Genomic DNA, 26000 nt, shown 5'->3' with positions numbered 1-26000 from the left:
GGCCTAGGCGCCGTCCTCGACTGGGACGTCGGGGATTTCGACGGTCGTCGTGGTCGGTGCCTGTGTCGTGGTCGGCGGTTGCGTCGTCGTGGGCTGTGTGGTGGTCGGTTGTGTCGTCGTGGTCGTGCGCGTGGTGGTCGTCGTCGGTGACGTCGTGGTGGTCGTCGTGGTCGTCGTAGTCGTGGTGGTCGGGCTCGTCGTCGTCGGAGCCGTCGTCGTGGTCGTCGGCGGTGGTGGTGGCGGCACGATGACGGTGCTCGTCGCCTGGCCGTCGGGGCCCACGGTCACGGTCGTGATCGGCTCGGGCGGTGGGCCTTCCGGAGACGGGCCCATCGAATACGTCGTGCTGGTCTCGGTGACCGGCGTCGAATCCGAAGACGTGCCCGTCAGCGTCACGGCGAGACCGCCCCCCGCGAGCAGCACGGCCGCCGCGGCCGCACCGAAGAGGATCGGCGGGCGTTTGTACCAGGGGAGTGGCGCCGGTTCGGCGTCGTACATCTCCTCTTCGTGGCTGAACTCGACGGGCGGGCGCGCCGCTGTCGCCCCCGGCTCCGTCTCATAGCTGTAGTCGCCACCGGCATAGGGCACGGGCTCGTTCGGCGGAGCGTCGTCCTGCGACCACGCCAGCGCCCGGAAGGTCGCCGACTCTGGGCCATCGGCGGCAGCCGCGGCACCCGCCGCGCCGGCAACGCCCGCCGCACCTGCTGCCCAGGCGGCGGTGGGCCCGAGCCCGGTCGGCGCGTCGGCAGCGGCGACCTCGGGAGCCATGCCGGTCGGCGCGCCGGCCTCGGCCACATGTTCGGCGACCAGGGCCGCCCCGGCCGCGACGATGAGCTGCGGATGCGGTGTGGTGACCACCGGCGCGCGTAACCGTTGCGAGAGCTGTTGCGTCACAAGAGGAATCGCGGCACCGCCGCCGACGGTCGCGACGGCGGCGACACTTGACAACGCAATGTTGTTGCGCTGCAACGTGTCTTCGACGTTGTTGGCGAATCCGGCCAGCGGTTCGGCGATGAGCTGCTCGAGTTCGGGCCGGGTGACCCTGACATCGGAGTTGAACCCCGGCAGGTCGGCGGTGATCACTGCCGCGGTTTCAGCCGACAGTCGTTCCTTCGCCTGTCGGCACTCGGCCCGCAGGCGGGCGAGTGAACCCACGGCGGCGGTGCCCGCGGGGTCGGCGTCGTTGGCTGCCGCGATGCCGCTGAGGACATGGTTGAGCAGCGCCTGGTCGATCTGATCGCCCGAGAAGTCTTGGTAGCGCACGGTTTGACCGACAGGTGCGAAGTCGGCGCCTGCGTCGGCAAGCGTCACGCTCGTGCCACTGCCGCCGAAATCGCACAGCACCACCACGCCTTCGGCGGGCAGCCCGGGATCGGCGCGCAATGCCGCGAGCGCGGCAAGAGCATCGGGCACCAGTGCCGGCGGCGCACCGCCCGGTGTGAGGGCCGGCTTGCCCCGCAACGCGCCGCGTAGCGCGCCTACGGTGCCGGGGCCCCAGTAGGCGGGGACCGCGATCGTGACGGGCGCGCCGCCGCCGGCCGCGCGGGCCATCACGTCGAGCGCCTCGGCCAACACCAACTCGCCGCGGTGATGGGATCCGTCCGCGGCGACGATCGGCACGGGATCGCCGACGCGCTCGACGAACCCGGTCAAGGCCAAACCGTCGCCGCTGAACTCACCCACTTCGGGTGCGCGGTCGTTGAATAGGGTGAGGATCGATCGGCGAACCACCGGTGTGCGGCCTTCGCGGGCTGCCACCAGGTTGGTCACCCCGATCGACAACCCCAGTGAGTCGGTCATCAGGCGTCACTCCTGTTGTCTGGGCCGTCCCTCACCATAGCGGCTCGATCCCCCACGGCCCGTCATTGTTCCCCTAGTGGCGTCAATCCCCTAATGGTGAGTCCCCTAATGGCGTCGCGAGAGGGGTGGGTTCGGCACCGATCCCGGCTGGGGTCCCGCTGGATAGCATCGAGTCGTGGCCGACATGAGCCCGTTGACGACCGGGAAGGAGGTGTGCCGTGGCAAATACGTTGCTCGACTTCGTCATGTCGCTCGTGCGTGATCCCGATGCGGCCGCACGCTACGCGGCCGATCCGGCCCAGGCCATCGCCGACGCACATCTGACCGACGTGACCAGCGCAGACGTGAACAACTTGATTCCGGTGGTGTCGGAATCGCTGTCGATGACGGCTCCCACCGGCGGGCTCGACGCCTTCGGCGCTGAATCGGCCGGCAATGTCTGGGCGAGCGGCGCGGCCACCGCGGCGTTCGACGCGTTCGGCGACCATGTGCCCGTCGACGCCGGACCCGATGTGGTGAGCCAGGTCATCGAGCAGCCCACTGAAACCGTGGCGTCGGGTCTCGATGCCCTGACCGACTCCGGGCTCGTGTCCGATCCGTTCGACGAGGCGTCGTTGCAGGTCACTGAGCCGGTCATCGACGATGCCATCACCACGGACCCGGTGATCGCCGACGATTGGGCACAGCCGGTGGTCGACGACCAGCACCACACTGACGGGGTGGGCGGTTTCGACATCTTCGACTGATCACGTCCGCGATTCGCACAGCGCACGACCGTATGGTCGTGCGCTTTGTGCTTTTCACCTGCGCAAACGCAAACCCCCTATGGACCCCCTAATCCCCTATCGGGGTCATGATCCCTACCCCGGACGGGCCCCGTGCGGGGAGGGGAACCGGCCCCGTTTCCGGGGGGTTGGCGAATCCATAACGTTGTCTCCAGATCGCCGGAGAGCCCGGCGGGGGACTTCGAAAAAGACTTCCCAACAACAACCGAAAGGGTTGGAGCAATGGCTATCTCTCTGATCGACTTCATCCTCGACCTGTTCCGCAGCCCGGCCTCTGCCGCATCGTTCATCGCCGACCCGGACGGGAGCCTGCGTGACGCCGGCCTGCCGAACGTCACCGCGGCTCAGCTGCACGCCGTCGCGGCCACCGCGGCTCCGGCCGGTGTGCTGCTCGGCGGTGGCAACCCGGTGCTGGGTCTGCAGCGCGCGGTCGCCGACCACCACAACATCCCGGCACAGTTCGCGGCACCGATCGCCTCGCCGTTCTCACCGCAGACGCAGTTCGCGCCGGATGTGGCCAGCCACAACAACACCGACTTCGCGAGCCACAACGATGTCCCGATCATGAGCCCCAACCAGGACGCCGGCGCGAACGCCCAGCAGGGTGCGTTCAACCTGGGCTTCGGTGACATCACCCTCGGCGACAAGACCACCAACACGGCCACCAACGGCGGCGTGGTGGTCGACGGGGACAACGACGGCGACATCGTCAGCGGTGACGGCGCCGTGCTCGGCGACGGCAACACCATGAACAACGGTGACATCCTCGCCGGATCCGGCTCGAATGTCGTGGTCGGCAAGGACAACGAGGTCGAGGACAACTCGCAGACCGCGGGCGGCGACCTGATCTCCGACAACGAAGGCCCGGTCATCAGCGACGTCGACATGAGCGGCGGCCACGGTGGCGGTGCCAGCGGCGGTGACAGCCTGATCGGCATCGGCAGCGGCAACGCGTCCGGTGGCGACGGCGGCAACGCGGGCTCGATCATCATCGCCGACAACGACACCAATGCGGTGGGTGGCAACCAGACCTCGGTCGGCGGCGACTACGGCAGCGACAACACCCAGGACAACTCGGTGAACACCGCGGTCGAGACCAACACGTCCACCAGCTGGGAGGACAACTCGTCGTCCTACGAGTCGAACATCGGATCGGGCAACGACACCGCGTTCGCCTCGGGCAACGACATCGCCTCGGGCAACGAGACGGCGTTCGCGTCGGGCAACGAGACCAACACGGCTCTCGCGTCGGGCAACAGCTACGAAACCGACACCGACGTCGCCTCCAACAACAACACCGGATTCGACGCGTTCTGATCCGAACAACCGCATAACGCAACGGGCGGGGACCATCTCATACGCGGGTGGTCCCCGCCCCGTTCGTGCGCCTACCGTTGAGCCCGGCAGGAGGAATCCATGACGCAACCGAACGACCCGCGCAAAGTAAAGGTGATCGTCGAGCTGATCGACCACGCCAGCAAGATCGCGGCCGCCAAGGACCGCAACGACCTTGTCGAGCGGCTGCGGGCGGCGAAGGTGCGCATCAACGACCCGCAGATTCGCGTGGTCATCGCCGGCCAGCTCAAGCAGGGCAAGAGCCAGCTGCTCAACTCGCTGCTCAACATCCCCGTGGCCCGCGTCGGCGACGACGAGAGCACGGTGCTGGCGACGGTCGTGTCCTACGGCGAGCAGGCGTCGGCGCGGCTCGTGGTGGCCCGGCCCGACGGTGCCGAGCCCGAGCTGATCGAGATTCCGCCGTCCGAGGTCACCAATGACCTGCGCCGGGCCCCGCAGGCCGGCGGCCGCGAGGTGCTGCGCGTCGAGGTGACCGCTCCGAGCCCGCTGCTCAAGGGCGGGCTCGCGTTCGTCGACACCCCCGGCGTCGGCGGGCACGGCCAGCCGCATCTGTCGGCGACATTGGGCCTGCTGCCCGACGCCGACGCCATGCTCATGGTCAGCGACACCAGCCAGGAGTTCACCGAGCCGGAGATGACGTTCATCCGTCAAGCGCTCGAAATATGCCCGCTGGCAACGATTGTCGCGACCAAGACCGACCTCTACCCGTACTGGCGCCAGATCGTCGACGCCAACACCGCCCACCTGCAGCGGGCCGGGCTCAACGTCCCGATCACTCCGGTCTCGTCGGCCCTGCGCAGCCACGCCATCCAGCTCAACGACAAAGAACTCAACGAGGAATCGAACTTCCCGGCCATCGTGAAGTTCCTCTCCGATCGCGTGCTGTCGCGCGAGAACGATCGCGTCCGCGACCATGTCGTATCCGAGATCCATTCGGCCGCAGAGCATCTGTTGCTCGCGGTGAACTCCGAGCTGTCCTCGTTCACCGATCCGGACGCCCGCGAGCGTCTCACCGCCGATCTGGAGCGCCGCAAGCAGGAGGCCCAGGATGCGTTGCAGCACACCGCGTTATGGCAACAGGTACTCAGCGACGGCATCGCCGACCTGACCGCCGACGTCGACCATGACCTCCGCCACCGGTTCCGCAACATCTCGGCCCACACCGAGAAGGTGATCGACAGCTGCGATCCGACGCTGCACTGGGCCGAGATCGGTGCCGAACTGGAGGACGCGGTCGCCACCGCGGTCGGCGACAACTTCGTCTGGGCGTATCAACGGGCCGAAGCGCTGGCCGCCGAGGTCGCCAGGACCTTCACCGAGGCCGGTCTCGACGCGGTGCAGATGCCCCAGATCGACGCGCGGGACATGGGCGCGGGATTCGGCGAGTTCAAATCGCTCGCGCGTCTGGAGGCCAAGCCGATCAAGGCGGGCCACAAGGTCGTCACGGGTATGCGCGGCTCCTACGGCGGCGTGCTGATGTTCGGCATGCTCACCTCGTTCGCGGGTCTGGGCATGTTCAACCCGCTGTCGCTGGGTGCCGGCCTGGTGCTGGGCCGCAAGGCCTACAAGGAGGACATGGAGAACCGCATGCTGCGGGTGCGCAACGAGGCCAAGACCAACGTGCGCAAGTTCGTCGACGACGTCGCATTCGTCGTCGGCAAGGAATCGCGGGACCGGCTCAAGGGCATCCAGCGTCAGCTCCGCGACCACTACCGCGAGATCGCCAACCAGACGACCCGTTCGCTCAACGAATCGCTGCAGGCCACGCTGGCCGCGGCCAAGGTCGAGGAGAACGAACGCAACACCCGGGTCAAGGAACTCGAGCGCCAGCAGAACATCCTCAAACAGGTCGTCGACCACGCCCAGAACCTGGCGAACCAACCGCAACTAAGCTCGAGGAGTTAACCGCCGGTCGAAAGGGTTGGACTCCGCAGCGTGAGCACGGGCGATCAGGTGCGCGCGATTCTCGGCGGCACCATCAAGGCGTACCGGGGCGACCCGGCATACCGCGATCGCCCCGATGTGCACAACGAACTCGACCGCATCGGCCGCAGGCTCAACCAGCCGATCCGCATCGCGCTGGCCGGCACGCTCAAGGCCGGTAAGTCCACGCTCGTCAACGCGCTGGTCGGGGAGGACATCGCGCCGACCGACGCGACCGAGGCGACGCGCATCGTGACGTGGTTTCGCCACGGTCCGACGCCGAAGGTGACGGCCAACCATCGCGGCGGCAGGCGCTCGAACGTCCCGATCGCCCGCGACCCGCACGATCGGGGCCTGACGTTCAGTTTCGCCGGCCTGGATCCGGTCGACGTGGTGGACCTCGACGTCGAGTGGCCGGCCGCCGAGCTCATCGACACCACGATCATCGACACCCCCGGCACGTCGTCGCTGTCGCGCGATGTGTCCGAACGCACGCATCGGCTGCTGGTGCCCGAGGACGGCGTGCCCCGCGTCGATGCGGTGGTGTTCCTGCTGCGCACCCTCAATGCCGCTGACATCGCGTTGCTCAAGCAGATCGGCGAACTCGTCGGCGGCTCGGCCGGTGCGCTCGGGGTGATCGGTGTCGCGTCGCGGGCCGACGAGATCGGCGCGGGCCGCATCGACGCGATGATGTCGGCAAAGGACGTCGCCAAGCGGTTCACCGCGGAGATGGACAAGACCGGGATCTGCCAGGCCGTCGTGCCGGTGTCCGGGTTGCTCGCGCTGACCGCGCGGACGTTGCGGCAGAGCGAGTTCGTCGCGCTCGAGAAACTGGCCGGGGTCGACGCGGGCGAGCTCGCCAAGGCCATGCTCTCGGTCGACCGCTTCGTGCGGGAGGACAGCTCGCTGCCGGTGGACGCGGCCACCCGCGCCGCACTGCTGGACCGGTTCGGCATGTTCGGCATCCGGATCTCGATCGCGGTGTTGCGCGCCGGAGTGTCGGATTCGGTGGCGCTGGCCGACGAACTTCTGGACCGCAGCGGCCTGATCGCGCTGCGTGACGTGATCGACCAGCAGTTCGCGCAGCGGTCGGAGCTGCTCAAAGCCCACACCGCGCTGCTGTCGCTGCGTCAGTTCGTGCAGCACAACCCGATCTATGCGACGCCCTACATCCTGGCCGACATAGACCCACTGCTGGCCGACACGCACGCGTTCGAGGAACTGCGGCTGCTCAGCCAGCTGCGGTCACGGCCGACGACGCTGAACGAGGACGAGATGGCCTCGCTGCGTCGCATCATCGGCGGGTCGGGCACCGACGCCGCGAGCCGGCTGGGTCTGCAGCCCGACACGCCCTACGACGGGCCGCGGGCCGCGTTCGCCGCCGCGCAGCGCTGGCGCAGGCGCGCCGAACACCCGCTCAACGACCCGTTCACCACCCGTGCGTGCCGAGCCGCGGTCCGCAGCGCCGAGGCGTTGGTTGCTGAATACTCGACGCGCTACTAACGAATCGAGGCCGAGCGCCGACATATAGGTATGCGTGATTGCTTGGGGTTGTCTGTTGGGACGACCAATCTGGTGGCGATCACCGACCAAGCGCCGATCCTGCGGCGCACGGTCCTCACGCTGTTCGGGCATCGCAGGCCCGAGGTCGGTGTGCCGGGGGAGAACCCGCAGCTCACCGAGCCCGGCCTGGTGATCACCGACTTCGTGGAGCGGGTCGGTGATCCGGTGCCGCTCGTGGCGCCGGACGGTTCGGCACACCGCGGGGTGGATCTGCTGGCCGAGGCCGTCGAGGCCATGACCCGTGCCGCGAGCCCGGTCCGCAGGCCCGATACGTCGGTGCTGGCGGTGCCCGCGCACTGGCGCCCGGCGGCGCTCGACGCGGTGCGTGCCGCGCTGCCCGGCGTGCGCGTCGTGCCCGACTCGGTTGCGGCGCTGACGGCGATCCAGGCGCATCCGGGCCTGCCCGCCCGCGGCGTCGTCGCGTTGGTGGACTTCGGTGCCACCGGAACGAGCCTGACGCTGGCCGACGCGGGATTCGCGACCGTCGGACAGACCGTGCGGTTCGACGACTTCTCCGGCGATCTGATCGATCAGGAGATCCTTCGGCACGTGCTGGCCGACCTGGACGCCGAGCCGTCGGGCACCGCGGCCGTCGCGACGTTGATCCGGCTGCGTGAGCAATGCCGAATCGCCAAGGAGCGCTTGAGCTATCAGAGCGCGACCGGTCTCGTCGGGCCGGAGCCGGGCCGCACGATCAGGCTCACCCGCGCCGAGCTGGAGGCCGTCGTGGCCGAGCCGCTCGACCGCGTGATCGACGCGCTGCTGGACCTGATGCGGCGCACCGGTATCCACCCGGCCCAGCTTGCGGCGCTGGTCACCGTGGGCGGGGGAGCGCGGATACCCGTTGTCACCCAACGGCTTTCCGAAGCGCTCCGGATGCCGGTCACGACGGTTCCGCAGGCGCAGGTGATCGGCGCGGTAGGGGCCGGCCTGCTCGCGCGCCGCGGCCAGGACGAGACCGCGACGCGGCAAGCCGCGGTGGCGCCCGCATCGCTGACCGGAACCGTGGCGGCGTCGGTGCTGGCCTGGTCGGCGGTCGACGATGTGCCCGAGGTCGCCGAGTTCGTGCCAGAAGCGGTCTCGGAAGAGGCGGCCCGGCCCGCGTTCGTGTTCGCCGAAACGGCGCCCGAACCCGCCCCCGAACGGAGCGCGCCGTGGTACCGGCGCGGCGGCGTGGTGCTCTACGCCGCGACATTCTTGGCGTTGGTCGGCACGGTCGGCTGGCTCCTGTCGGCGCGGGCCGACCGGATGGACGCCGCCGCCAGCGCCGCATCGTTGGCGCCGCAGACCGTGCCCGCGGAATCGCCGCTCGCACAGTCGCTGCCCGCCCCGCCGACGCGGACCGTCGTCGTCCAGGAACCGGCCGGTTCGGCACCCGCGCAGGCGGCGCCGCGCCCGGCCGCCGCGCCCCGCTTGGTCCAGAGCGGGCAGGCCGCGCCAGCCCCGCGGGTCGCGCCGCGCCCGGCACCGCAAGCAGCGCCCCGGCCCGCACCGCGCCCGGCCGCGCCACCGCCAGCGCCGATTCCGCGGTTCCCGGTGCCCCAGTTACCGGTACCGCAGTTGCCCATCCCGCAGCTGCCGGTCCCGACGTTCGTGCCGCCGACGTCGACTCCTGCGCCGCAGCCCGAGCCCACACCGACGCCGGAGCCGACGCAGGCGCCAGAACCTGAACCTGAACCTGAACCGACGCAGGCGCCAGAGCCGGAGCCGACGCAGGCGCCTGAACCCGAGCCGACGCAGGCGCCCGCCCCGGAACCGATGCCGGAGCCCGCTCCCGAACCCATGCCGGAACCCACGGCGACGTCTACTCCGCCGTCGCCGTGAGTGGCCACTTGTGTCACGCCGAACGCATGTTCACGTGACATAACTGGCCACTGGCCAACCCCTACGCGCCCTCGTCGGGCGTCGTCGTGTCGGTGGTCGTCGTCGTGGTCGTGGTGGTGGTCGTCGTGGTGGTGGTCGTCGTCGTTGTTGTCGTGCTGGGCGTTGTCGTGGTTGTGGTCGTGGTCGGCACGGTCGTAGTCGTCGTTTGCGGAGCCGTCTCGGTCACGGTCTGAGTCGGCGGCGGCGCGACCGGCGCCACGGCCGATGTCGTGGTCGGAGTGGTGGTCGTCGTGGTCGTCGTGGACGGGGTATCCGAGGAAAACAGCTGCACGAGCGCATAGATGACCAGCGCTGCGATCACCGCGCCGAGCGCGCCGAACCCGATCAGCGCAGCAGGCTTGCGGTACCACGGCACCGGCTCGGGTTCGAGCGGTTCGGTCGGCGGCGGGTACGCCTCGTGATCGCCGTAGCTCTGCGAGTACTGGGTGGGCTCGTCGTCGGAGTAGTAGTTCGACACGCGCAGATAGTAGGCGGCGTCAGTTACCCGGCACGGGATACAACGTGCGTGTCACGTTGGTGCGTGGTCGGCTCCGGCTCGTCGGCGACTCGTCTTCGTCGTCGTCGGTCTCCGACCGCGTGCGCGGGAGCTCCGTCGGACCCGACGGCTCCGGAGTCGAGGACCCCGACGTGTCCGACGGCGAGGTTCCCGTCGTACCGGACACATCGGTCGGCAACCCGAACTCGGTGGTGACGGGAGGGCTCGTGCGCGTGATGGTCGGCGTCGTGGTCGCTGTCGAGGTCCCCGACGAGGCCGGCGCGAACGTCGGGTCGACGAACTCGATCGGTGCGTCCTGCGGCTTGTCGGCACTGCTCGTCAGCGCCACCACACCCCAAACGACCAGCGCGATCACGGTGAGCGCAGCCACGCTGGCCCCGAGCACCGCCGGTGTCGAATGATGCCAGGGCGGCTCGGTTGTTTGCCCAGGGTCATTCTGGTCACCGGTCACGGGCACCGATACTAACGCCGGCCGATCAGCCCGGCTCGGGTCAGCTCAGCTGGCGAACGACCTCGCTCGCGACGAGGTCCAGATGGTCGAGATCAGCCATGTCCAACAGCTGCAGGTAGACCCGCTGCACACCGGCCTCGGTGAAGGGCGCCAGCTTGTCGACGATCTCCGCGGGCGTCCCGACGAACGGCGAATTGCTGCGCAGCTCGTCCACGTCACGGTTGATCGCGGCCGCACGCTTGGCGATCTCGGCGTCGTCGCGCCCCGCGCACACCACGAACGCGGCCGAGTACGTCATCGAGTCGGGCGAGCGGCCCGCGCCGGCCACCGCGGCGGCCACGCGCTCGAACTGCGTCTTGAGCGCGTCGAGCGGCACGAACGGAACGTTGAACTCGGCGGCGAACTCGGCGGCCAGCGCGGGTGTGCGTTTGGCTCCCTGCCCGCCGATGATGATCGGCAGGGGCGTCTGCGAGGGTTTGGGCAGTGCGGGCGAGTTGACGACGGTGTAGTGCGTGCCGGAGAAATCGAACGTCTCACCGACGGGCGTGTTCCACAGTCCGGTCAGGATGCGCAGTTGTTCGGTCAGCCGGTCGAACCGTTCGCCCAGCGGCGGGAACGGGATGGCGTAGGCCTGGTGTTCTTCTTCGAACCAGCCTGCGCCGAGGCCCAATTCGACACGGCCACCGCTCATTTCGTCGACCTGCGCCACGGCGATGGCCAACGGTCCCGGGTAGCGGAAGGTCGCGGAGGTGACCATGGTGCCGAGCCGGACGGTCGAGGTCTCGCGGGCGATCCCGGCCAGCGTGACCCAGGAATCGGTGGGCCCGGGCAGGCCGTCACCGCTCATCGCCAGGTAGTGGTCCGACCTGAAGAAGGCCGAGTAGCCGAGGGCTTCTGCGGCTTTGGCCACGGCGAGCTGGTCGGAGTAGGTAGCACCTTGCTGGGGTTCGACGAAGACACGGAAATCCACGTAACCCACCCTAAGAGCTACAGCCCCCGGTGTGCAGACCGGAGGGCCGCGACGGCGTCGTCGGGTCCACTGAACGTCACCCGCGCCTGCTCGCGTCCGGCGGCGAACATCAGCAGTTCCCCTGGTTCGCCCGTCACGGTCACCGCGGGGCCGCTGCCCACGGTGGCGAGGGTTTTGCCTTCGGGGGTTCGCAAACTGACCCGTGCCGGCGATTTCGCCATCGCCATGCGGGCCATCGTGGCGACCTGCCGTGACAGCGCGTTGACGGTGGCGTCGTCGAGAACCCTTGGCTCCCAATTCGGTTGAGCGCGGCGCACGTCCTCGTTGTGGATGAACATCTCGGCGACGTTGACCAACGGATCGAGCACTTTGAACGGGGAGAACAGCGGAGGGCCCGACGCGATCTGATTCACGAGCGTGGCCCAGTCGGTGGAGTCGGTCACCTGCTGCTGCACCTTGGCGGTGTATCCGGCGAGCTTGGGCACCAGGATCCCGGGGGCGGCATCCAGTCGCCGTTCGCGGACCACCAGATGGGCGGCCAGGTCGCGGGCGTTCCAGCCCTCGCACAGCGTGGGAGCATCAGGGCCTGCGGCCCGCATGGACTCGACCAGTGCGGCACGTTCGCGCTGCGCGATACTACTCATGTCACCCGAGTCTAAAAGTTCTCGACACCCTCCACCGCGACAACCATTCCGTGCCCGCTGGCGTCGTTGGTGAACCGGGTGCCGTCGCTGCTGGCCTCGATCGTCCAGCCGAGGGCGGTGTATGTGCGGTAGTCCAGTGTGACCGCCGGGATCGCGCCGAGATTGCCGAGTACCCAACGCATATTGCCGTCGGCGCTGAGTTCGACACCGTTCGCCGGAAGCCCGTCGATGTCGGGTGCGTTGCTGAAGTCCGACTCGCAGCCGATGTCCTGGGTGGACAGCTGACAGCGGGTCTTCCCCGATTTGGTCTCGATGAAGACGTAGCCGTTCTGCGGTTCGAGCGGCGTGGCCCCGGCCGGCGGTTTGGCGCTCGGCGGCGCGGCCACCGTGGAACTCGGTGGCGGGGCGGGGCTGGACCGGGTCGGTCGCGCCGTCGGGAAACTCGGCTCGGTGGGGGACTGCGGGCTGGTGACGGGCGAACCTTCGATGTCGGACTGGCAGCCGGCGAGCACCACGCTCGCCGTCAGCAGGCATCCCAGCAACAGCCGCCCGTTCATCGGGATCAAGGCTACGCACGGGTGGGGGCGTGATGGGTTATGACGCGCCGAGCAGCCCCGCGTAACCGTCGGCAAGTGCGCGTAGCTGCGCGGCGCCGTCGCCGTGGTAGGACGCACCGTGCATGATCGCCAGAGTTGTCGGGTTCCGTTCGGCGAGCTCGTTGAGCGTCGGCACGAGGTTTGTCGTCAGGCCGGTCGCGTGGAACAAGCCCTCGGCGTCCAGTGCGGGCGCCACGCAATCCGATTCGGTGAGCGCCGGACACCGCCCGGTGTGGGTGAACAGGTCACCGGCCAGCAGGGTCGAGGTCGTCTCGTCGAACCACAGCCCGGACTCCCAGTTGTGCGGGATGTGCGGGGTGGCGATGAACCGCAGCCGGTGCCCGCCGATGTCGTGTACGCCGTCGGGAGCCGCCACGGGAGGCCGGTCGCACAAGTCGGCGAGCGAGAGCATGATCGCCAGCGGGCCGTGGATCACTTCGGCGTTCGGCGCCGCGGCCAACAGCTCGTTCATCGCACCGCATTCGTCGGCCTCGAGGTGGCCGAACGAGATCCAGCGCAGCTTCTCGACCGGGAGCACGCGCTCGATCGCTGCCGACACGGAGCCGAACAGGTGCCGCATACCGGTGTGGAACAGGAACGGCTCATCGCCGGTCAGAAGGAACTGGTTGAACGTGAAGCCGTGTTCGGTGATGCCGGGAACCCAGGTGGACAACCGGTAGATGTCCGGCGCGATCTCATCGACTGTGGTGTCCATGGGCCCATCGTTCGCCGCGGCGACGCTGCGCGCGGCGGGTTGGCAAATCCGGCATGACAACTCCGGAAAAACTTCGCGAGCCCGGCAGCGGGCTGGCAGGATTTTGCTGCGATGGCCGAGATCGAGATCACCGATCGCCCCAACTGGGTGTCCGGCACGGCCGCAACCATGACGATTCTCGCGACGGGGTTGGCCTCCAGCATCACGGCGGCCGATCCGGTGATCCTGTCCGCGAACATCTCGTCGGTGCGGGCCGGGCTCGACATGACTGCGGGCACCGCGAGCTTCGTCGCCAGCATCGCGACGCTCACGCTGGCCGCAGCGGTCCTCGGCGCGGGTTCCCTCGGCGACAAGTTCGGGATGAAGCGCATGTACACGCTCGGGCTGCTCGGCACGGTCGTGTTCGGTGTCCTCGCCGCCGCGGCCCCCAACGCGCCGGTGTTGATCTTGTGCCGCGCCGCCGAAGGCGTCGCCTTCGCGCTCCTGCTGGGCTTGTCGCTGGCGATCGTCAATGTCGTTTTCCCGCCGGAGAAGCGGGCCGGTGCGATCTCACTGCACCTTGGCGCCGGATTCGTCGCCGCGGTGCCGATGCCCGCGGTCGGAAGTCTGCTGGCGCAGCATGTCGGTTGGCGCGCATGCTTTCTCGTCGCCCCCGCGGTGGCGCTCATCGCCTTGGCGATGGTGCTGCGGTACGTACCCGAAACGCCGCGCAATGCCCGTCGGCTCGATGTGCCCGGCCTGCTGCTGATCGCCACCGCACTGCTCGCCGTCGTGTACGGCCTGTCGCGGCTGCAGACCGGACTGCACGCCGCGGCAGTCGTGCCGATCGTCGTCGGCGTGATGGCGGCGGCCGCCTTCGTCGTCTTCGAGCTCCGCACGCCCGACCCCGCTCTCGATCTTCGGATCTTCCGCTCCGGCCCGTTCAACGCCGCGGTGTTCGCCGGCGTCGCATTCAACTTCCTCTCCGGCGGATCGACGATTCTCTGTGCGTTCTACCTCGTCACGATCCGCGGCGAGTCGCCGACACTGCTGGGATTGCTCATGGCCCCCGCCGCGCTGTTGTCGGCGGTCGCGGCGGCGGCCGCCGGCCGTGCGGCGGCGCGGCTGGGTGAACGCGCGGCGCTCGTCGGCGGGCTTCTTCTGCTGCTGGGTGCGCTGCTGGTCCTCACCGTGCTCGGCGAGGACAGCCCGATGTGGATATTGTTCGCGGTTGTCGGCCTCAACGCGGTCGGCGCCGCGGTCACCGAAACCATCGAGGCCACCGTCATGTTGAGAACGGCACCCGTTGAATTGAGTGGTGCGGTCACCGCGGTGAAAAGCGCTGTGGGCCAAGCGGCGTACTCGCTGGGGCCTGCCGTGTTCGCGTTGCTCGGCACCACGCTGTTCGTCCACTCCAGCCGGGACCGGCTCGCCGGCGCAGGCGTCACCGGCGAGGAGGCTCGCGAGGCGTTGCGGGTCGCCCACGGTGGTGCCGGTTCGTCGGCAGGCACCAATGTGCTTGACCCCGAACGGGCCAGGGAAGTCGTCGAAGGAGCGACTGCGGGCATGCTCGGCGCGATCCACACCATGGGCTGGATCCTGACCGCCGTGCCGGTCGCCGCGATCGTCGCGGTACTGATCCTGATGCGGGGTACGACGCGGTCACCTGAAGGCGCCGGCCCGTGAAACCGGAGATGGCGGAACCGCTCGACGAGCGCTCGGCGGCCGTCCGCTTCATCGCCCGGCTCGGTTCGGCGATGCTCGGCGCCGACTATCCGGTTCCGATCGTCCGGCGCACGTTGGACACCATCGCCGAGCAGTACCGCATCGACTGCCCGCTGCTCGTGCTCCCGAACTTCATCCAAGCCGGCGATCGTGGCCAGACCACGGTTCTGCGTCGCGAGGACCCACTGCGGTACGACCAGACGTTCCCGCTCGGCGAACTCATCCGGCGCGCCACGTCAGGACAGGTCACACCCGAAGAGGGCTGGGCCGAACTCGACCGCATCCACACGCTGTCACGGCGCTTCCCGTCATGGGTGGGCATCCTCGGGTACGCCGTGCAAAGCGCGGCATACGCGCTGATGTTGCAGCCCACGCTGGTCGCGCTGGTGGCGGCCAGCGGTTTCGGGCTGCTCGTCGGCCTTCTGGAATGGGCGACGCGCCATAACTCCGGCCTTCGGCAATTGCTGCCGGTGCTGAGCGCGTTCCTGGTCACCTACATCGCGTTCACGCTCGGCCGATTGCTTCACATGGGGCACGACAGCCTTCGCGTGCTGATCCCGCCGCTGACGCTGTTTTTGCCCGGTGTGGCGATCACGTTGTCGGTGATCGAATCCTCCACCGGCGACATGGTTTCGGGATCCGCGCGGCTCATGGCGGGATTCCTGCGGCTGGCCCAACTGGCCCTCGGCATCGTGATCGCCATCCAACTGCTCGGCCTGTCCTCGCCGGAGTTGACCGATGCGTCGGTGAACACCCTGGGGCCGTGGGCCCCGTGGCTGGGCGTCGCGGTGTACGCGGTGGGCATCGTGCTCCACCTCGGACCGCCACCCGGATTCGCGAAATGGCTTGTCCTGGTGCTGTTCATCACCTACGGCGCCCAGCTTGCGACCGCCGCGGCATTCGGCGGTTACACAAGCGGATTCGGCGGCGGCCTGGCGCTCATGCTCTGCGCGCTGGCGCTCGGGCGGCTCCCGATGACGCCGGCCGCGCAGGTCATCTTGGCACCGGGCTTCTGGCTTCTGGTCCCGAGCTCGGTCGGCTTGATCGGGATAGCCGAGCTCGCCGGCGGGCAGGGCAGCAACGCGATCATCGTGATGCTGGTGTCGATGATGTCTATCGCACTCGGATTCGCGACGGGCCTTGCGATCTGGTCCGGCATCATGCGCCGCGGCGATGCCAACCTGGACTACTGAACTCCTAGGACGGCGACTTCGGCAGGAACTGGTTGTCGAGGAACGTGGTGTAGTCCGGCAATTGGACCGACGGATCGATCGACTTCTGCGTCTTGGCCCACTCGCCGAGTTCGGTCAGTTTGGTTGCCAGGTCCGGATTCAGCTGGAGCGTGAAGTCGAATTCGGTGAGCACCGTGCGCAGCAGGTCGTGGTCGAGTTGCGTGGCTTTGGCCACGGCCTGTGTCGCGGCGTCGTCTCCTTGCGAGAGCGCGGTTCCGGCGTCGTTGAGTGCGGCGAGGAATGCGGTGATCGCGCCAGACTTCTCGGAGATCGCGGTCGGGGTGGCGATGAAGAGACTGTGCTGGTTGTAAGTGCCACCGGCCAACTCGACGGCATCGGTGCCGAGCGCCTGGACGGTCTGCGCCTGGTAGGGCTGGAAGATCGACACGGCGTCGACGTTGTGCTGGGTGGCTGCCGTCACCATGGCCGACGGCGACACCTGAACCAGTTTGGCCTCGATGTTGTTCTCGGCCAGCGCGTTCGAGATGTAATAGGCCGCGCTGGTGCCGAGTGGGGTTCCGATGGACTTGCCCGCGAGGTCGGCGATCGTGTTGATGCCTGCACTGCGCCGGGCGATGATGCGCGAACCTTCCCACCGCGAACCGTCGGCGACGACGCGCAGCGCCGGGGTCCGGGTCAGCGCGGCAGATGTCGGCACATCGGCGGCGGTCGTGATGTCGACCTGGCCGGCCGCGGCGGCTTGCAGCGCCTCGACTCCGGACTGGAAGTTGACGACCTTCACCTTCACGTCGTGCTCGGTGAACAGACCCGTGTCGGCGGCGACGGGTATCTGCGCCCAGGACGGGTCGACGACGAACCCGACCGTCAGCTCGTCGGCGTTCGCGCTGCCGGAGTCCGTGCAGGCAGCGACGGATGTCGTGAGCGCCACCGCGGTCATCGCGGCGGTGATGAACCGCCGTACAGGAGTTTTCACGTGATCGGTCCTTCGCGTTCAGTGCACGGCGTGGTCGATGCCGAGCTGGTGGTGGAGGGTCTTGCGGATCTCGCTGTAGCCGGCCTGGTCGGCGAGCGTGTCGGCCGGGCGGGGCCGGCTCAACGGGTTGGCGATGTGGTCGACGATCTGCCCGTCGCGCAGCACGCTCACCGAGTCCGCGAGCCGGATCGCTTCGTCGATGTCGTGCGTGACGAACACGATGGTGCGGTTCAACCGAGTCCACAGGTCGATCAGCAGGTCCTGCATGCGCAGGCGGGTGAGCGCGTCGAGCGCCGCGAACGGTTCGTCCATGAGCATCACCGTCGGCTCGCCGGCGAGCACGCGGGCAATGCTGATGCGCTGGCGCATACCGCCAGACAGTTCGGTGGGGCGTTGCCTGGCGACTTCGGCGTGCAGGCCGACGAGGTCGAGAAGCTCGTAGATCCGGTCGTGGCGTTCCGGTCTGCGTACTTTTCTTGCGGCGAGGGCGAAGTCGATGTTGTCGGCGACGCTCATCCACGGGAACAGCACATCGCGCTGGAAGGCGACGCCCCGGCGGGGATTCGGCTCGGTGACGGGTTCGCCGCTGTCCGTCACGATGCCCGACGTTGGGGTGATGAGTCCGGCCAGGCAATGCAGCAGGGTCGACTTCCCGCTGCCGGACGCGCCGACGAGCACGGCGAACGACCCGTCGGGGATGGTCATCGAGATGCTCTTGAGTGTCGGCTCCTGCTTGCCAGGGAATTGCATGACGAGATCACGAGTTTCGAGTGCCATGTCAGTGCTCCTCGCGGGCCCAGCGCGTGAAGGGCGACGTCGCGGCGTTGACGAGCAGGTCGCAGATCGCGCCGACGATCCCGAGGACGATCAGGCAGAAGATCAACCGGTCGGCCTGCGAGAACAACTGCGCCTGATAGATCCGGTAACCGATACCCGCTGTGGTGCCGGTCATCTCGGCGACCACGATCAGCACGAAGGCCATCGCGGCGCCCACCCGCAGGCCCGCCGCGATGTCCGGTGCGGCCTCCGGCAGCACCACTTTGCGCAATGTCTGCCACCGGCCCGCCCCGAGGCAACGCGCGGCCTTGAGATAGTCGATCGGCGTACCCGCGATCCCGGAGTGGCTGTTGATCCACACCGGGACGAACACGCCGAGCGCGATCACGAGTGTCTTGCTGTTCTCGCCCAGGCCGAACCACAGGATGGCCAGCGGGACAAGGCCGATCGTCGGGATCGGTGAGAACACCCGTAACACCGGTTGAAGCAGGTTACGCCCCACCGCGGTGGTAGCGGTGAACACCGCGACGATGACGGCGACTGCGGCTCCGATCGCGAAACCCACTGCGGCCCTGCGTAAACTGGCGCTGATGTCGTCGGCCAGCAAGCCTTCGGCCCACAGGGTCTGTCCGGCCGCGAGAATCTCCGGAACGCTGGGGAACAGCTGCCGCGGGAAGCGTCCGGTGGCGACCACGAGCGACCACACCGCCGCCGCGAGAACAAGCCCCGCCACGGTCCAGCCGAGGGCGCCCAACCGTACGGCCGCCGCCCGCAGCCGTTTTGCGCCCGGTGGCGGGGGTACGCGCACCGCCGGAGTTCGAACTGCCACGCCCGATGTCATGGCCGCAGGTCGACTTCCCGAAGCGGAGACCGCTCGATACCGGGCGGCGTCCATTCGAACGGCACGGCCTGTGCGCGATACACCAGTGCGGTCAGCGTGAGGCGGTCGACGCCGGGGACCCTGGTCTGCTTGACCTCGGGCTCACCGGCCACGCCGTAGCCCTGGTAGGGGCTGTGGTACTCCCACGCGACGTCACCGTCCGGCGTGACCTGAAAGAGCCTGCCCTGCATGCCTTCGGTGATGAGGGTGTTGCCGTTGGGCAGGCGCTGCGCGTTGCTCACGAACGAACTGAAGAACGTCCAGGACGGTAGGCCGGAGTCCTCTGCGGTGTACTGCCACACGATTTCTTTCGTGGCCGGGTCGATCTCGAGCACGCGCGAGCCGGCGTAGATGCCGATCGGTGCGGGCGGGTAGCCCGCGCCGCCCTGGTTGTCGAACACCAGGATGTTGCCCGCGCCGGGCAGGTCGGCGGCGATCATGTGCGGGTTGTGCTGACCGGAGGTCTGATCGAGCGGCCGTGGAACCTTGTGCACGTTGATCCGCTGATGTTGCGAACCGGGTTCGTCGTCGTAATAGGGCCCGACCTTCCACGCGATCGCCCCCGACGCCTTGTCGATGAGCGCGACGATGTTGGCCTTGCGGAAGCTTACCAAGATGTTGTCGGGCTGAAACACCGTGTCGGGCTTGGCATCGTGCCACCGGTTCGGGCCGAGGGATTTCGCGCTGTTCATCTCCAGATATCCCCACGGGTCATTCGGATCGCGAGCCACGGTCTGGCGCAATGCCGCCCAACCGGACTCGGAGAATCCGAACTCGTCGAGATGGTCGCCCGCCAGCCACTGCCACGCGATCTCGCCATCCGGGGTGACCTCGTACAACCCCTGGTCGCCGACCACATGCTCGCCCAGTCCGGGGACGACGCGCGGCACCGTCACGAGGATCAGGCGGTTGCCGTTCGGCAGTAGTTCCCAGTCGTGGTTCTGCCGCGCGGCACCGCCCGGTGCCTGAGTGCCCCACTCCCACACACGTTCGCCGTCCCAGTCCAATTGTCCGACAGTGCCGTTGGCGTAGATGCCGCCGCGGGCGTCGCCGCTATCCGACAGTTGCACACCCACATCGCCGACGCGTCCGCCGTTGAGTGCCGGGTCGAGGATGCGGGGCGGTACCCCGGCGTACGGCCATTCGTGCACGACGGTTCCGTTGAGGTCGATCAGACGGGTGACCGAATCGGCGCCGGTGAACAGGACGTAGCTGTCGTAGGCGAGTTCGGGGTCCAGGTAGGTGACTCCGGAGAGTCGTACAAAAGCCATGTCAGCTACTCCACCAACGACGTGTTACAACCACGGGTCCTCCTCGTAACGGTTCTAATCGATTAGCGTAATGAGAGCGAACGACGATGGAACCGTCAGAATCGACGTGATCGAAAAGCTGGCGACGGCGAGTTCAAGGAGCGGAGTGTCACCTCGAGTGAGTGGTAAGCGCCCGACGTTGGCCGACGTCGCCAACCGTGCAGGCACATCGACGGCCGTCGTGAGTTACGTGCTCAACAACGGGCCGCGGCCGGTGTCGGAAGCATTGCGGGCCAAGGTGATCAGTGCCATCGACGAGTTGAACTACCGACCGGACTTACGCGCACGGGCGCTGCGCCGGCCGCGCCGCTGGCGGCAGATCGGCCTGCTCGTTCCCGATCTGACCTTGCCGTTGTTCGGCGAGTTCGTCGGGCGCCTCGAGGTCGAAGCCCGGGCCCGCGACCACCTCACCCTGATCGGCAACACCGGATACGACGCCGAACGTGAGCTCGAGTTCGCGACCGCATTCGCCGAGGTCGGCATCGACGGCCTCGTGGTGATCGGCGCCGCGAATGCGCCGCACACCGCGAAGCTGTGCCGTCAGGAACGCATCCCGGTGGTCTGGATGCACAACGTCCGCGGTGACGTCGCGGCCGAGATCGTCGGTGTGAATCATTCCCGCGCAGGCGAACTCGTCGCGCGGCACCTGGCCGATGAACACGACTGCACCGACATCGCGTTCGTCGGCGGCTTCACCGAGGCCGACGTTCACCACGGCGACCGCGAGACTGTCGAACAACGATTCGCCGGAGTCAGTGCGGTCGCCGGCTCTCGAATCCCGCTTGTCCGTACCGATCTCACTCCCGGCGGCGCCTACACCGCAGTGAGCACGTTCCTGCGCGAAGGCGACCAGGTCCCGCGCGGGTTCGTCGTGGGCACCTATGGGCAGACGTCCGCCGTGGTCCGCGCCATCGTCGACGCCGGGCTCGACGTTCCCGGCGACGTTCGGGTGGTCGGCTTCGACGGACCCGCCAACGACTACGCACAGCTGCGCCTGACCGCAGCACAACAGCCGGTCGACGCGATCGTCCGACGGGCGCTGGGCCTGCTGCTCGACGACGGTGCGAGCGGTGACGACCTGGAGCCGTCGCTTCGGGTGGGGGATACGTGCGGATGTTGACCGCGCTCGTGGTTCAGCTCCCGTTCGGCTGGGTACGCATGCCCCACCAGGAGGTCGCGAACGATGTCCGAGCTGTCCCATAACCCGCCCGCCGGTCGGCACTCGTCGATTCGCAAGGTCATCGTCGCGAGCCTGATCGGTACGTCGCTGGAGTGGTACGACTTCTTCATCTACGGAACCGCCGCCGCGCTGGTCTTCAACGAGCTGTTCTTCCCGAGTTTCGATCCGTTGGTCGGCACCCTGCTGGCCTTTGCCACGTATGCCGTCGGCTTCGTCGCCCGGCCGCTCGGCGGCATCGTCTTCGGGCACTACGGCGACAAGATCGGCCGCAAGAACGTTCTGGTGGCGACCCTGCTGCTGATGGGCATCGCGACGATGCTGGTCGGGCTCCTGCCGACGCACGCAGCCATCGGGGTGTGGGCGCCCATCCTCTTGGTGCTCCTGCGCTTCCTGCAGGGCCTCGGTCTCGGCGGCGAGTGGGGCGGCGCCGTACTGATGACACTGGAGTCCGGAGACCGCACGCGACGAGGGCTCAATGCCAGCTGGCCCCAGGTCGGTGTGCCGATCGGTCTTCTGCTCGCCAATGGTGTGCTGTCACTGATGGGCGCGCTCACGTCGGACGAGGCCTTCATGTCATGGGGTTGGCGAGTGCCGTTCCTGCTCAGCGGACTGCTTGTGGTCGTCGGTCTATGGATCCGGTTGACGATCTCGGAGAGCCCATTGTTCACCGAGGTCGAGGAAACCGGCGCCAAGTCGAGCGCTCCCATCGTCGAAGTGCTGCGCCGCTATCCGAAGCACATACTGCTGGCCATCGGTGCGCGGGTCGGAGTCGACGTGGCCTTCTACACCTTCGTGCTGTTCGTTACGACGCACATCGCCACCTACCTGGAATTGCCCGAGCAGTACGCGCTCAACGCCGTACTCATCGCCGCAGCGCTACAGGTCGTCGCAATCCCGTTCTTCGGTCATCTGTCCGACCGATTCGGCAGGCGGCCCGTCATGCTGATCGGCGCGATCGGTGCCGCGGTATGGGTTTTCGCGTTCTTCGCCTTGCTCGACACCGGCCAATTCGGATTGATCGTGCTTGCGGTCATCGTCGCGCTCATCCTGCACGCGTCGTTGTACGGGCCGCAGGCGTCGTTCATCGCCGAGATGTTTCCGACCAAGGTGCGCTATACGGGCGCGTCGATGGGCTACCAGCTCGCGGGCATTCTCGGCGGCGCCCTGGCGCCGATCATCTCGGTCGCCCTGCTCGACCGGTTCGGCACCTCGATAGTCGTGTCGGTTTACGCCGTGGCGATGCTGCTGATCACGATCATCTGCGTGTTCATCGCGCCCGAGACATCGAAGATCGATCTGCATGCCGAAGACGTCCCGTTGAGTCACGCGAGGCAGTAGCCGACTTGGGGGTTGATGTGGTGTGTCGATCCCTGTGACGAGCGTGCGACTTGTCGTGCCGTTCTTGGCTTTCGGGCACAAGAGCCTGCACGTTCGTCACAGTGCGCCGCAAGGGGAAGTCCGAACCTGACCTGGGCGGATGCCGGGTCTCGTCATGACAGTTGACGTTCGACCAACGCGGGCCGAACTTGGGCTATCCGCGCGTAGTCGCGGTCATGGTGCAGCACACCCGCATTGTGTGACAGTGCGGTCTCGGCGATGAAAAGGTCGGGAATTGCGGTGCGGTGCCACATGCCGCGGTGATGGGCAAGGTCGCGTTGCAACTGTCGTACGCGGTCGAAGATGTCCGGCGGTGCGGGCAATATCGGAAATACCTCACGTATCGATGACCGCTGCTGTTCGTAATCGGCCGCAGAGCGAGTTGAATACAGCCACTCCAATTCGCCGATCGCACACATGGCGAGGTCGGCAAGGTCGATGTCCGGTGGCGGCGATGCGCCGGCCATCAGCCGAATGTGGGCGCTCTTGTCGAGCACCCACACCGTCATCGCCAAGCCTCGTCGGCTTGCAGAACATCCGTGTCGACGGCCTCGGAAGCACGGTTCAGGTGAGTTGCGAGCCGCGCCCGCTTCGCCTCGCGCTCATGTTCGGCGGTGGCGATCAATCGCCGTAGACCTTCTTCCACGGTCGAGCGCAACGTCTGACCCGTGACGCGTTGGGCAGCCTTCACGAGTTCCTCGTCGAGTTCGATAGTCGTGCGCTTCACCGTCATATGTACATATTAAGCGGAGAGCAATACATATCGCCTCAGTACGCAATGTGGGCGACCCGGGAACAAAACGCGAGCGGCGCCCGTTGAGCAGATCGACAACAACTTGAGTGATATCGACTCAAGTCTGGGTTGACAACCGATGGTTGGCAGGAGCAGGCTTGAGCGCAGTCCGCTCAGACCCCTATATGTCTATCAGGAGGCAAAACCATGGCTCGTGCGGTCGGTATCGACCTCGGGACCACCAACTCCGTCGTGGCGGTTCTGGAAGGCGGCGACCCCGTCGTCGTCGCGAACTCCGAGGGCTCCCGAACCACCCCATCGGTCGTCGCGTTCGCGCGCAACGGTGAGGTGCTGGTCGGCCAGCCCGCCAAGAACCAGGCTGTGACCAACGTCGACCGGACCATCCGTTCGGTCAAGCGGCACATGGGCAGCGACTGGTCCGTGGAGATCGACGGCAAGAAGTACACCGCGCAGGAGATCAGCGCGCGTGTGTTGATGAAGCTCAAGCGTGACGCTGAGGCCTACCTCGGTGAGGACATCACCGATGCGGTCATCACCGTGCCCGCCTACTTCAACGACGCCCAGCGTCAGGCCACCAAGGAAGCCGGCCAGATCGCCGGCCTCAACGTGCTGCGCATCGTCAACGAGCCGACCGCGGCCGCCCTGGCCTACGGCCTGGACAAGGGCGAGAAGGAACAGACCATCCTGGTCTTCGATCTCGGTGGCGGCACGTTCGACGTCTCGCTGCTGGAGATCGGCGACGGTGTCGTCGAGGTCCGCGCCACATCGGGTGACAACCACCTCGGTGGTGACGACTGGGACGACCGGATCGTCGAGTGGCTCGTCGACAAGTTCAAGGGCACGTCGGGCATCGACCTGACCAAGGACAAGATGGCCATGCAGCGGCTGCGTGAGGCGGCCGAGAAGGCCAAGATCGAGCTGTCGAGCTCGCAGAGCACTTCGATCAACCTGCCCTACATCACCGTCGACGCCGACAAGAACCCGCTGTTCCTCGACGAGCAGCTGACCCGCGCCGAGTTCCAGCGCATCACGCAGGATCTGCTCGATCGCACCCGTCAGCCGTTCCAGTCGGTGATCAAGGACGCCGGCATCTCGGTGTCGGAGATCGACCATGTCGTGCTCGTGGGCGGTTCCACCCGTATGCCCGCCGTCACCGATCTGGTCAAGGAACTGACCGGTGGCAAGGAGCCCAACAAGGGCGTCAACCCGGACGAGGTCGTCGCCGTCGGCGCTGCCCTGCAGGCCGGTGTGCTCAAGGGTGAGGTGAAAGACGTTCTGCTGCTTGACGTCACCCCGCTGTCGCTCGGTATCGAAACCAAGGGCGGCGTGATGACCAAGCTCATCGAGCGCAACACCACGATCCCCACCAAGCGGTCGGAGACCTTCACCACCGCCGACGACAACCAGCCGTCGGTGCAGATCCAGGTGTTCCAGGGTGAGCGCGAGATCGCCTCGCACAACAAGCTGCTCGGCAGCTTCGAGCTGACCGGCATCCCGCCGGCCCCGCGTGGCGTGCCGCAGATCGAGGTCACCTTCGACATCGACGCCAACGGCATCGTGCACGTGACCGCCAAGGACAAGGGCACCGGCAAGGAAAACACGATCAAGATCCAGGAAGGCTCCGGCCTGTCCAAGGAAGAGATCGACCGGATGATCAAGGACGCCGAGGCGCACGCCGAGGAGGACCGCAAGCGTCGCGAAGAGGCCGACGTTCGCAACCAGGCCGAGTCGCTGGTCTACCAGACGGAGAAGTTCGTCAAGGAGCAGCGTGAGGCCGAAGGCGGGTCGAAGGTCCCCGAGGACACGCTGACCAAGGTCGATGCCGCGATCTCCGACGCCAAGAAGGCGCTCGAAGGCAGCGACATCTCCGCGATCAAGTCCGCGATGGAGAAGCTGGGCGTCGAGAGCCAGGCCCTGGGCCAGGCGATCTACGAGGCCACGCAGGCCGAGCAGGCTGCCGGCGGCGCCGGTGGCACAGGCGGATCCGCCAGCTCGGATGACGACGTGGTCGACGCCGAAGTTGTTGACGATGACCGGGAGAACAAGTGAGCCAAAGCGATTCGCACGAGCCGGTGACCATCACCGACAAACGGCGCATCGATCCCGAAACCGGCGAGGTACGTGAGCCGGAGCCGGCCCCTGGCGGGCCGGCCCCGGCCGCGGCCGGCGCCGCGGAATCGGCAGGCGATAGCGACGAGGTCGCCGAGCTGAAGGCCACGCTGCAACGCGTCAAGGCCGAGTACGACAACTACCGCAAGCGGGCGCTGCGCGATCAGCAGCTCACCGCAGACCGCACCAAGGCCGCCGTCGTGACCCAGCTGCTGGGCGTCCTCGACGACCTGGACCGGGCCCGCAGCCACGGTGACCTGGAATCGGGTCCGCTCAAGTCGGTTGCCGACAAGCTCGTCAACGCCCTTGAAGGACTCGGCCTTTCCGGGTTCGGCGAGGAGGGCGACGAGTTCGACCCGTCGTTGCACGAGGCCGTGCAGCACGAGGGCGAGGGCACCCACCCCATCGTCGGAACCGTCATGCGCCGCGGGTACAAGGTCGGCGAGCAGGTGGTCAGGCACGCCCTGGTCGGCGTGGTGGACACCGTGCCGGATGCCGAAGCAGCGGATAACCCTGACGCCACGGGCGCGCAGGCCGCAGAATCAGACCAATAGACAGAA

At 67.6% G+C, this 26000-nt stretch carries 24 protein-coding genes; 12 read left to right on the top strand and 12 right to left on the bottom strand.

Annotated elements, in window-relative coordinates; translation table 11 throughout:
• Positions 1-3 precede the first annotated feature (3 nt).
• Complete coding sequence (locus ACOI2T_RS32525) at positions 4-1800, bottom strand: Hsp70 family protein (protein WP_409504286.1); 1797 nt, start codon at positions 1798-1800, stop codon at positions 4-6.
• Positions 1801-2018: 218 nt separating this feature from the next.
• Here ACOI2T_RS32525 and ACOI2T_RS32520 point away from each other — a divergent pair, with 218 nt between their 5' ends.
• The 5 genes from ACOI2T_RS32520 to ACOI2T_RS32500 all read left to right on the top strand — a co-directional run bounded on the left by ACOI2T_RS32520 (position 2019) and on the right by ACOI2T_RS32500 (position 9251).
• Positions 2019-2546: an Rv0340 family IniB-related protein gene (locus tag ACOI2T_RS32520; RefSeq protein ID WP_409504287.1), complete on the top strand. Its 528-nt coding sequence runs from the start codon at positions 2019-2021 to the stop codon at positions 2544-2546.
• A 261-nt stretch (positions 2547-2807) separates the two neighbouring features.
• Complete coding sequence (locus ACOI2T_RS32515; RefSeq protein ID WP_085145404.1) at positions 2808-3902, top strand: IniB N-terminal domain-containing protein; 1095 nt, start codon at positions 2808-2810, stop codon at positions 3900-3902.
• A 99-nt stretch (positions 3903-4001) separates the two neighbouring features.
• Positions 4002-5846, top strand: a complete 1845-nt coding sequence (gene iniA / locus ACOI2T_RS32510; RefSeq protein WP_409504288.1) for an isoniazid-induced dynamin-like GTPase IniA — start codon at positions 4002-4004, stop codon at positions 5844-5846.
• 30 nt (positions 5847-5876) lie between these two features.
• Positions 5877-7367 carry a dynamin family protein gene (locus ACOI2T_RS32505; protein WP_409504289.1) on the top strand — a complete coding sequence of 497 codons (1491 nt, stop codon included), beginning with the start codon at positions 5877-5879 and terminating at the stop codon, positions 7365-7367.
• A 30-nt stretch (positions 7368-7397) separates the two neighbouring features.
• A complete protein-coding gene (locus ACOI2T_RS32500; RefSeq protein ID WP_409504290.1) occupies positions 7398-9251 on the top strand; it encodes an Hsp70 family protein in 1854 nt (617 codons plus the stop codon).
• A 61-nt stretch (positions 9252-9312) separates the two neighbouring features.
• On the opposite strand, the gene ACOI2T_RS32495 is transcribed toward ACOI2T_RS32500, so the two are convergent.
• A complete protein-coding gene (locus ACOI2T_RS32495) occupies positions 9313-9768 on the bottom strand; it encodes a hypothetical protein (RefSeq protein ID WP_409504291.1) in 456 nt (151 codons plus the stop codon).
• Positions 9769-9812: 44 nt separating this feature from the next.
• On the opposite strand from ACOI2T_RS32495, the gene ACOI2T_RS32490 reads away from it, so the two are divergent.
• Positions 9813-10208: a hypothetical protein gene (locus tag ACOI2T_RS32490; RefSeq protein WP_409504292.1), complete on the top strand. Its 396-nt coding sequence runs from the start codon at positions 9813-9815 to the stop codon at positions 10206-10208.
• A gap of 90 nt (positions 10209-10298) precedes the next feature.
• Here the strand turns inward: ACOI2T_RS32490 and ACOI2T_RS32485 are convergent, their stop codons facing one another.
• The 4 genes from ACOI2T_RS32485 to ACOI2T_RS32470 are packed head-to-tail and all read right to left on the bottom strand — an operon-like array spanning position 10299 to position 13183.
• Positions 10299-11228 carry an LLM class F420-dependent oxidoreductase gene (locus tag ACOI2T_RS32485; RefSeq protein WP_409504293.1) on the bottom strand — a complete coding sequence of 310 codons (930 nt, stop codon included), beginning with the start codon at positions 11226-11228 and terminating at the stop codon, positions 10299-10301.
• A gap of 17 nt (positions 11229-11245) precedes the next feature.
• On the bottom strand, positions 11246-11872 hold the full coding sequence (locus ACOI2T_RS32480) for a TIGR03085 family metal-binding protein (protein ID WP_409504294.1): 627 nt from the start codon (positions 11870-11872) through the stop codon (positions 11246-11248).
• A gap of 11 nt (positions 11873-11883) precedes the next feature.
• Positions 11884-12429, bottom strand: a complete 546-nt coding sequence (locus ACOI2T_RS32475) for a hypothetical protein (RefSeq protein WP_409504295.1) — start codon at positions 12427-12429, stop codon at positions 11884-11886.
• Positions 12430-12466: 37 nt separating this feature from the next.
• Entirely contained in the window at positions 12467-13183 is a 717-nt protein-coding gene (locus ACOI2T_RS32470; protein WP_409504296.1) for an oxygen-binding di-iron domain-containing protein, read from the bottom strand.
• 111 nt (positions 13184-13294) lie between these two features.
• Here ACOI2T_RS32470 and ACOI2T_RS32465 point away from each other — a divergent pair, with 111 nt between their 5' ends.
• Together ACOI2T_RS32465 and ACOI2T_RS32460 are read left to right on the top strand one after the other, a co-directional pair.
• On the top strand, positions 13295-14848 hold the full coding sequence (locus tag ACOI2T_RS32465) for an MFS transporter (RefSeq protein WP_409504297.1): 1554 nt from the start codon (positions 13295-13297) through the stop codon (positions 14846-14848).
• Positions 14845-16080 carry a threonine/serine exporter family protein gene (locus ACOI2T_RS32460; RefSeq protein ID WP_234816893.1) on the top strand — a complete coding sequence of 412 codons (1236 nt, stop codon included), beginning with the start codon at positions 14845-14847 and terminating at the stop codon, positions 16078-16080. The genes ACOI2T_RS32465 and ACOI2T_RS32460 overlap by 4 nt, the downstream gene beginning before the upstream one ends.
• A 4-nt stretch (positions 16081-16084) precedes the next feature.
• Here ACOI2T_RS32460 and ACOI2T_RS32455 read toward each other — a convergent pair whose 3' ends face one another.
• The 4 genes from ACOI2T_RS32455 to ACOI2T_RS32440 are packed head-to-tail and all read right to left on the bottom strand — an operon-like array spanning position 16085 to position 19981.
• Positions 16085-17053, bottom strand: a complete 969-nt coding sequence (locus ACOI2T_RS32455) for an ABC transporter substrate-binding protein (protein ID WP_409504298.1) — start codon at positions 17051-17053, stop codon at positions 16085-16087.
• Positions 17054-17071: 18 nt separating this feature from the next.
• Positions 17072-17830 (bottom strand): ABC transporter ATP-binding protein, encoded by a 759-nt coding sequence (locus ACOI2T_RS32450; protein WP_409504299.1) that lies wholly within the window; start codon positions 17828-17830, stop codon positions 17072-17074.
• A gap of 1 nt (position 17831) precedes the next feature.
• On the bottom strand, positions 17832-18659 hold the full coding sequence (locus tag ACOI2T_RS32445; protein WP_409504300.1) for an ABC transporter permease: 828 nt from the start codon (positions 18657-18659) through the stop codon (positions 17832-17834).
• Between the two features lie 8 nt (positions 18660-18667).
• Positions 18668-19981: an aryl-sulfate sulfotransferase gene (locus tag ACOI2T_RS32440; RefSeq protein ID WP_409504301.1), complete on the bottom strand. Its 1314-nt coding sequence runs from the start codon at positions 19979-19981 to the stop codon at positions 18668-18670.
• A 157-nt stretch (positions 19982-20138) separates the two neighbouring features.
• Here ACOI2T_RS32440 and ACOI2T_RS32435 point away from each other — a divergent pair, with 157 nt between their 5' ends.
• Positions 20139-21140 (top strand): LacI family DNA-binding transcriptional regulator, encoded by a 1002-nt coding sequence (locus ACOI2T_RS32435; RefSeq protein WP_409504302.1) that lies wholly within the window; start codon positions 20139-20141, stop codon positions 21138-21140.
• A gap of 63 nt (positions 21141-21203) precedes the next feature.
• Positions 21204-22538, top strand: coding sequence for an MFS transporter (locus ACOI2T_RS32430; RefSeq protein ID WP_409504303.1), 1335 nt, complete (start codon positions 21204-21206; stop codon positions 22536-22538).
• A gap of 152 nt (positions 22539-22690) precedes the next feature.
• Here ACOI2T_RS32430 and ACOI2T_RS32425 read toward each other — a convergent pair whose 3' ends face one another.
• Together ACOI2T_RS32425 and ACOI2T_RS32420 are read right to left on the bottom strand one after the other, a co-directional pair.
• The gene (locus ACOI2T_RS32425) at positions 22691-23086 is read right to left on the bottom strand and encodes a PIN domain-containing protein (RefSeq protein WP_409504304.1); all 396 of its coding nucleotides are present in this window, start codon (positions 23084-23086) and stop codon (positions 22691-22693) included.
• Positions 23083-23310, bottom strand: a complete 228-nt coding sequence (locus ACOI2T_RS32420; protein WP_110775119.1) for a type II toxin-antitoxin system VapB family antitoxin — start codon at positions 23308-23310, stop codon at positions 23083-23085. The genes ACOI2T_RS32425 and ACOI2T_RS32420 overlap by 4 nt, the downstream gene beginning before the upstream one ends.
• A gap of 207 nt (positions 23311-23517) precedes the next feature.
• Between ACOI2T_RS32420 and dnaK the strand changes: the two genes are divergently transcribed.
• Together dnaK and grpE are read left to right on the top strand one after the other, a co-directional pair.
• Positions 23518-25380, top strand: a complete 1863-nt coding sequence (gene dnaK / locus ACOI2T_RS32415; protein WP_409504305.1) for a molecular chaperone DnaK — start codon at positions 23518-23520, stop codon at positions 25378-25380.
• The gene (grpE, locus tag ACOI2T_RS32410) at positions 25377-25994 is read left to right on the top strand and encodes a nucleotide exchange factor GrpE (protein WP_409504306.1); all 618 of its coding nucleotides are present in this window, start codon (positions 25377-25379) and stop codon (positions 25992-25994) included. The genes dnaK and grpE overlap by 4 nt, the downstream gene beginning before the upstream one ends.
• The last annotated feature ends 6 nt before the right edge of the window (positions 25995-26000 follow it).

The sequence above is a fragment of the Mycolicibacterium wolinskyi str. Jessa 2025 genome, assembly GCF_049241375.1.
Taxonomy (GTDB): Bacteria; Actinomycetota; Actinomycetes; order Mycobacteriales; family Mycobacteriaceae; genus Mycobacterium; species Mycobacterium wolinskyi.
The sequence above is the reverse complement of the archived record's forward strand: the minus strand, read 5'-3'. Positions and strand labels throughout refer to the sequence as shown.